This is a genomic window from Spirosoma panaciterrae DSM 21099 (assembly GCF_000374025.1).
GTDB lineage: Bacteria > Bacteroidota > Bacteroidia > Cytophagales > Spirosomataceae > Spirosoma > Spirosoma panaciterrae.
In genome coordinates this window covers 32615-41124 of the sequence record NZ_KB893205.1, presented here as the reverse complement: position 1 = coordinate 41124, position 8510 = coordinate 32615, and the positions used below count along the sequence as shown (strand labels likewise).

The 8510-nt window shown below is 51.4% G+C and carries 4 protein-coding genes; all 4 read right to left on the bottom strand.

What is annotated here, in order from left to right:
* On the bottom strand, nucleotides 1–2753 hold a 2753-nt coding region (locus tag B153_RS38900), incomplete at its 3' end, for an SdrD B-like domain-containing protein (RefSeq protein ID WP_425423152.1).
* Nucleotides 2754–4772: 2019 nt separating this feature from the next.
* On the bottom strand, nucleotides 4773–5993 hold the full coding sequence (locus tag B153_RS0124850; RefSeq protein WP_245564941.1) for a CRTAC1 family protein: 1221 nt from the start codon (nucleotides 5991–5993) through the stop codon (nucleotides 4773–4775).
* 523 nt (nucleotides 5994–6516) lie between these two features.
* Nucleotides 6517–6732 (bottom strand): hypothetical protein, encoded by a 216-nt coding sequence (locus tag B153_RS38370; protein ID WP_157634839.1) that lies wholly within the window; start codon nucleotides 6730–6732, stop codon nucleotides 6517–6519.
* Nucleotides 6733–6822: 90 nt separating this feature from the next.
* Nucleotides 6823–8376 (bottom strand): CRTAC1 family protein, encoded by a 1554-nt coding sequence (locus tag B153_RS0124845; RefSeq protein ID WP_020599455.1) that lies wholly within the window; start codon nucleotides 8374–8376, stop codon nucleotides 6823–6825.
* Nucleotides 8377–8510 lie beyond the last annotated feature (134 nt).

Sequence of the window (8510 nt, the reverse complement as noted above, 5' to 3'; positions counted from 1 at the left end):
ACCGTACAGGGTTGTACGTAGATGATGGCCGGGTCCTCGTCGTCCTCGTCGGTGGCCGGGTTGGTATCGCCCGGTGTACCCGTGCCGTTCCCGTTGATGCTGTNATCNCTGCCTGAGTTAGGCGTGCCGCCCGCATCGTTGGTGGGGTTCTGGTCGGGTTTGCTGTCCACATCGGTGGGTGGGGTGTTGGTCGGATCGGTGTCGTTGTCGGCACTGCTGATCTCGGCCTTGTTGATAATCGGTCCGCTCACCCCGGCATTCACCGTGAAGGTGATGTTCATTTTAGTACTATCACCAGCCGCCAGCGATCCCGAAATGGGGGTTTTCAGCGTGGCCAGGCTGCCATTGGCCGTCCAGTTGGCATCGTTCAGCGTCAGTCCAGCCGGTATGTAATCGGTCAACTGAATGTTGTAGGCCGGCTGCGTTCCCTGGTTGTAGACCGTCACGGTGAAGGTCACCTGGCTACCCGGTTTGATAATCGATGCCTGACCGGTGGCTACTTTCTTGGTCAGGGCTAAGTCGAATATTGACCCTATAAAGCCGAAGTCGTAGGTATGGTTTACATCTCCATTTACGCCTGTTTTCAGCGTTATCGTTGGCAAATTGTTGACCAGGAACGCATCGTTATTGGCCAGAGTCTTGCCGGTGTTGGTTGCACCAGCAGTTTCACCCGGCGCGGGCGAAATCCCTGTCAGGGTCAAGCCTGTTGTCGATGGGTCGCTGCCTAAGGATGTTATAGTCAGTTTATAATCGGTAAGCTGCTTGATCGGTAAACCGTATTTTGCGCTGTTCGAACTTGCATACGGAGCGTTTGAGAAAATATAATTTCCATCTGCATCCGTCACGGCCGTGGCAATTACATTTCCACTGGCATCGGCCAGTTGCACGGTTACACCAGCCAGCGAAGGCTCGCCCGGATCCTGAATGCCATTTTTGTTGGTGTCTTTCCAGACCCGGTTACCGATCTCTAAATAAGGCGTAGCTTCACAAACACTGTTAGTACCCGTAATCCGGCTTAATTTTATCCCAACGAGGTCCAGACCATTGGTTATCAACCCAGTAGACATATCCATGTATACAACACCGTCCTGACCAGCCGATGTAGGATCTGTGCTACCCGCCATTAATACATTCGTATTCGGGTTAATGTATAATCCACCGTTAAAGGTGAAGGGGTGATACGCTTTGATAGGCCCTGATTGCTCAAAAAACCACCCACCACCGGGGCCATAGACATTTTGGGAACCTGACCGATAAACACTTTGTCCCACTTTCCCTCCTAATACACCCTGACTTTCAAGCGTATAACTTCCGTCGGGGTTTTGGGAAGCCCCTATGATGTAACCAACCTGGTTTGCCGATGTAGCGGCTCCATATACATACCGATCCGTTACCCCTAACACCATCGTCCCATTCTGATCGAAGGCCAGGTCTAGTAAAACAGGGCCACCACCCGTACTCCAGGGCGACATGGTACTTCCAATACCAAAATCTAAAGGAAAAGAAAACTCATTTTTCCAGGCGCCCGTAGCAGGATCATACGACAGCACAGCTGCAGTGAGATCACTGGCAGAATTACTGGTCTCGGCGCTACATACCCCACCTACATATATTTTCCCTCCATATTGTTTTACGGCAGCCGGCCGATAAATACCTCCAGTACATTGAGCTAACGAACTGGGGATGCTAATCTCTGCGGCTGATGTCGGCGCAGATGCCGGTAATTGATTATACGTAACCCCACTTAAATCTACCTTTACTAAGTTGCCATCAGACATATTGATGACGTATAATGTATTGCCGTCTTCCGATAAATCCAGCCCGCCAAGTCCCTGAACTCCAAATGGGTTGCCACCGACTGAAGTATACGTAGGGCCCACGTTTATGCCCAGGTCGCTCAGCCTCACTAAAAGTTTACTATCCTGGTAAGACTGCGTTCCGTTAGGGCCGTTGTAATTGGCGACATAAATTGCCGACGAGCCATCGGGTGCTTGTGGAAATACCCCTGCCAGATTCGTCGAGATCGGTGACATAAAAATCAGATTCGTTCCCCGTTGCGAACCAACCCCAATTGGCACCCCTACCTCAGCTCCTGATATATCGTATGTAATGTTGCTTGATCCAGTTATATCACCATAATCAAAAGATACGACTGACAAACCTGTTGTCAGGCCTTGCCCCGTAACCATGCGAGGATCAGGCAAACGGGAACATACTGTACTTGGCACATACAGGCCAAAATTATTATTCCCGGTCACTCCCTGGATAAATTGTACAGATGTGTGGCTATCATTCCCGTCAATGGTACTGACATATTGCGAGAGATTAGGCCACGAAAACTCCAGACGATACGGTTGGCCAGCGGTTAAACCCGAAAAATAATACGTACCCGTTGTGAGTACCCCATTTGAGGTCGACCCATCTACGGTTGTGGTTGTCGCCACCAGGTTGCCATTCTGATCATACGCCTTTACAGTTACTCCTGCGATGCCTGCTTCACCTGGGTCCAGTTGACCATTATTGTTCAAATCGTTAAACACAAATCCCGAAGTGACATTCGACGGCACACAAGTATAGTTTTTGTAGGTGACCGCATCCAGATAGTACCGCTGCCCTCCCGTCGCCAGATTGAATTTTATATACCGGGCATCCACTGGCAAGGTCAAACTCAACGTCTGAGCACCCGTTGAAGAGGGCAGAGTCGTAAACTCCGTGTACGGACCACCCACCGTGGCCGAGGCCCACACCGTCATCACATTGTCGCCTGTGCCACCTGTGAGGTAGGTCACATCCACACTCCGTCCAGCGGGCACCACACTCCCCAGATCCAACGTCAGCGAACTCGCCGATGTGAAGGTGGCAGAAGACCCGTCCAACTGACCCAACGCGCTGTTGGCACTGGTAACACCACTGTTGCCCGCAACCGCCGTGGCTCCCACCGGGTAACTCACCTGACGCTGACCTGCCGGACAACTCGGCAGGGCCGACACACAACTGTAACGGTCGTAAACAATCCCATCAACGAGCCATTTCCAGGCCCAGGGCTGCGACCGGGAGACCAGCCGCACATAACGCGCATTCTGGGGAAGTACCCAGGAGTCCGTTATCGGTGTATAAATAGTAGGATAATTGTAAGAACTAACTGTATGGTCCAGCACCTGAAACGGGCCCGACGCCGAGTTGCTCACCGCCACTTCTAACGGATAGTTATAGCCAGTGGTACTGCCCAGAAACCGAATCGGGGTCCCTGCTGCTACCGTCTGGCCCAGGTCCAGCACCATCGATGAATTCAAGTCCATGGTTGCATACACCCCATCGGCCAAGCCCACAGCATCCGATGTACCCGTGACCGAGCCCATCAGAGCCTGGGCAGAAACCGCCCCCTGCGAGTAGGCAATCACCTGCTGACCACTCGCACAGGACTGAATCGGCGAAGCCACACAACTGTAGGTCGGGTAGGTGATGGCATCAATCAGGGTCCGGTCCTTCACCAGTACCTGCACGTACTGGGCACTGATGGGCAAGGTAAACTGGCTGTCGGACGTATAAAAACCCAGCGACACATAAGGCCCTGAGGCCGAAGCCGCTACCCGTACTTCGTAGGTGCTACTCGGGTAGTTGGTGGTCAGCGTCAGGGGCGTGCCAGCCGCCAGCAGCGAGCCCATGTTATACACAACGGTGGTGCTGGCTGGCAGGTCGGCCACGAAGCCATCGAGGGTGCCCCCCAGTGCCTCGTTGGGCGTCGTTCCCCCCGAGGCCGATTGAACCGAGGTTGCCCCTGAAGTGACCTTCACACTAAGCTGACCGGCCGGGCAGGTAGGCACCGGATTGGGCACACAGTAGTAAACCGGATAGGTGACCGCATCAATGGAGAAGGCACTGCCACCGCTGGTAGTGAGTTGGACGTAGCGGGCATCCAGGGGCAAGGTCAGGTGCTTGGTTGAACTGGCGCTCAACGAAGGCAGCGTGCCAAGGGTAATAAACGGCCCCGATGCGCTGGTAGAGGTAGCCACATACACCACCTCTCCATTGTAAGTATTGCCTCCGGAGTAGGTCACATCAACGGCATTGCCAGCCGTCACCACGCTACCCAGGTCGATCACCAATGGTGAATACTGCTGAACACTGACCGCACTGCCGTCGCCTTGCAGGGCAACCTGGCTGGAGGCTACCCCATTGACCGCCGTGGCCCCCACCGGATAACTCACCAGCCGCTGGCCGCTGGCACAACTCGGTATCGCCGACGCTACGCATTTATAGGTGATATAAGCAACCGTCGAAACAGTTGCCGTCTCGGCTCCGGTCAATTTAATATACCGAGCAGTCGTGGGCAGAATGATATCCTGACTCACGGCGGCCGTTGATGTTGAGGGTAAACTACTAATGGCCGTGTAAGACCCACCCGACGTAGTGGAAGCCCACACCGTTAGTGGCCCTTTTGCGTAAACAAATCGAAGAGTCGTCCCTGCCGACAAAGATGTTCCCATGTCGATAGGGGTATCCAAGGCGACACTTTGATTGATTTGCCCAGTCAGGTAACCAGATAGCACCTGATTCGGCCCGCAGGAAGGTATTATCTGGGCGTACCCTCTACTGTTGTCTATCAGCAGAATACTTATTACCAGACTCATTATATGAAGCCAATAGCCCGAGAAGGCAGATGGCCTCTTACCTAAAAAAAACGGGGTACTCCTCCTGAAGGGCAGGGGCAATACCTTCCCTTTTTGCAGCGGACTATCGTACATCTTCTTCATATAATTAGATTTAGCGGCTTATCGTATTTGTAAAATGGTTAGAGGGACGCATGAACCGGCTTTGCAATTCGGCTCCTCAATCGTCAAAAACTGATCGGCAGTCACTCCCTGTAAAACAGTGCGTTGGCCTGATGGCCAGGCTACTTCCAGACGATCGATACGTGAATAGTTCCCAAGTCCCACATACTGTGTCAGACTATTCATTATCCCATAGCTCTCGCCCGACCGTACTTCCCGTATTTGTTTCTGGTTATCGGTGTAGATGGTTATTCGGGCACCAATCCCATTGAGATTACTTTGCACCCCTTTTAAGGTTATAGCCAGATAATGATTCCCGTTAGGTTGATTGAGCCATAACTCATCGGCCCCCACCCCTGCACTCGTGGCCTGGTAATCATGATAGGATACATACACATCCTGAAAGCCATCGTGATTTAGATCACCGACAGCAAACGATTTCAGGGTTTTCCCACCAAAAGCAGAGGTAACTTCTGAAAATGTCTTATTGCCATTACTGTGGTATAAATGGCTTTCGCTTCCTGAAACCAGTAGATCCACATAGCCATCGTTGTCAAAATCACGTAATAATGCCTGTAAGGGGTGCCCTAATGAACCGATGCCGGTTGTTGGCGTAATATCCGTAAAGTGGCCTGTCCCATCATTTTCCAGCAACATACTGTTGCTTTCGTGGTTGGTTACAAAGCAATCCATATCGCCATCGTTGTCGATGTCGGCAAAATCGGCTGTCCAGGATTGGCCATTGATGCGTAGACCACAGTCGGCAGCGTGTTCGCTAAAATGACCTTTCCCATCGTTGATAAACAGCATATTAATTCGACGAGGGTCCTGAGGATAGCCCATGGCAAAGATGCTGCACTTGGCAATGTACAGGTCCAGGTCCCCGTCGTTATCAATATCTGACCAGACCGAACCGTAATTACCGGAGTTGTTGGATGCAGGGACAGTTGCCAAATCAATCCAATCTGACACCGGCAACAAACTACCCTCTTTATTATTCCCCCATATTTGATTGATACCTAGATCATTGCAAGCAAAATAATCAACCCATCCATCCTTGTTAATATCAACCAGATTAGCGGCCTGCATCATAATTTTGGGGCCTGTCAAAGCGATGGCAGAAAACCCGGTGGCTGATTGCGACACTAGATGGACGCCATCATAATCTCCTCCTATAATGAGGTCATTGAATCCATTTCTATCCACATCAGCCACAGCCATACTTTGTGGTAAAGACCAATTTCTCTGCTGAATCGAATCCGTCCGAAAGCTTCCGTTATCTTGCTGGTAATCAATAAAGAGAGTTCCAGTAAGACGACTTAAAGGAGAATAAGTCCGGATGATGTCATCTTTTCCATCATTATTCATGTCTACTACCCCTTTTGACATAGCACCAATAAAATTCTGCCGGGAAAGCCGTACACTTTGATTCGATAAAGTGATTTGTCCATAACCCCAATTGGGCGGAAAGCAGGTAAACGCAACTACAAGCACAATCCACAGTCCTGCTGCATGCAAAAACCTGTAAACTACCGTACGTATAGCTCGCGTATGTATGATAACGAACTGGTTCATAAGAGGGAATCACAGCTTACTTTTTTATTGATAAGCCAGGTAAGTTTTATCTGACCAAAATCATTCATATAAAGGGGCTACGCCTACACAATACAAATCCTGCTCATCCGAACTAGAAGCACGAATGAGTTATCCTAAAACAAACAGGGTATCGATTAGTAGAACCTCGCTATCCATACCTGAACGAGTGCCCCCGGATATGAACCTGATCAGGCCAAATCCGGCGAACTGCCTGAGCAGCCTCTTGCGGCTGAACCATTCGCCAAAGGCCAGCGATGCAGGTAGTCATATGGGTAGAAAGCTTACCGCACGGCGTCGATAGCCAGCCAACGAACACAGCCAGTGTACTCGCCAGAACCCAGCAAAAATGCGCTAACAGTTTCATAATGAATGCATAAATGAATGTAACCCTAAACAAAATGAATGATAAGCAAGGCCGATCATGCATTCGCTCATACGGTCATTGACTCTATGGTTACCGAATGGCGGTAGCTTGAATCGGGACGCAATGAGTCAACGTACAGATTGGCTCGGTGAGCACCAGAAACTGGTCGGAAGCGGGGCTGTCTAATCGACTTCGCTGACCTGACGGCCACTGCACCTCAATCCGGCTGATGCTGGCCGTGGCCCCTAGCCCAATCAATTGGGTATAGCTGTTGGTGATCCCATAACTTTCTCCTCCGCGTACCTCCCGCACCAGTTGAACACCATCCGAGCGCTGCACCACAATCTTAGTTCCTACCCCATTGGCATTCGATTGAATCCCCTGCAGGGTGATGCCTACATAGTGGTTGCCATTGGGCTGATTCAGCCATAGGTCATCTTCGGCATCGGCCTTGGGGTAATGGCTGGCGTACACATCCAGAAACCCATCGTGGTTCAGATCACCCAGGGCAAAGGAAGTCGTCTTGATGGTTCCTAAAGCTCCGGTTTGTAGTGTAAATGTCTTGTTGCCGTTGTTGCGCCAGAGTTGGGCCGCCATATCGCCGGTTATCAGCACATCCACATACCCATCGTTGTCGAAATCCCGCATCAGCCCCTGCAACGGCTCCACCACACCGGTTATCCCACTCTGGGTCGTAATGTCGGTAAAGTGGCCGGTACCATCGTTTTCCAGCAGCATGGTTGGACTTTCGTGGTTGGTCACCAGTAGATCCTGATCGCCATCGTTATCGATGTCGGCAAAATCGGCCGTCCAGGATTGTCCGCTGATTTTCACGTTACTAGCTGCGGCCGCTTCGCTGAACCAGTTGGTAGGGTCCAGCGAAAAGTTGGCGGTATTTTTAACGATCTGGCCATTGATGCGATCGTAGGTATGGTTGATAAACAATTGGTTGATCCGGCGCGGATCGCCCGCATTTTGTGGCCCTACGGCATATCTGGAACACTTAGCCAGGTAAAGATCCAGGTCGCCATCGTTGTCGATGTCGGACCAGACCGAGCCGTAGTTGCCCGAATTGTCAGAAGCAGGTACTGTGCGCATGTCGATCCAGTTGGTCACCGGGCTGAAGCGGCCCGTTTTGTCGTTCTTCCAGATCTGGTTTAGGCCCACATCGTTGCAGCCAAAGACGTCGAGCCAGCCATCGTTATCCACATCGACCAGATTGGCTCCCTGCATCCAGATTTTAGGACTTTTGACGGTATCGGCCACAAAGCCACTGCCCTGATTGTAGCGTACGGTCACCCCATCGAAGAAACCCGCCGTCAGAATATCGTTGCGATGGTCCTTATCGACATCACCGACGAGGGTGGCAATGGGCTCGACGGTTAAGGTACTTAGGGTCGTGCTGGTGAATGTGTGAGCTGTAGTATGGGTAAGTAGCGAAAGCTTCTTGGTTCGGGAATGGGTCCGAACCAGGTCGTCCAGTCCATCGCCATTCAGATCGCCCACCGCCTTCGACAGAAAGCCGACGAAGGGTCGGTCGGGCAGCCGGTCGGTGGCATTGGTAAAGCTGATCTGCCCATACGAGAATTGGACGGAGCCAGCGGTCACCAGTATGAGGAACCCTATCACAAGACTACATTTCATAGCGGCTTTCTACTATTATTTTTTTGGTGATTAACCCCAGGGTACATGCATCTCTGTCAGGAAAAGTACCTTCCCGGCTTAAACGAATGTAGCCTGAGACTATTCACCACACCTTGAACGTTGGACAAGCGAAA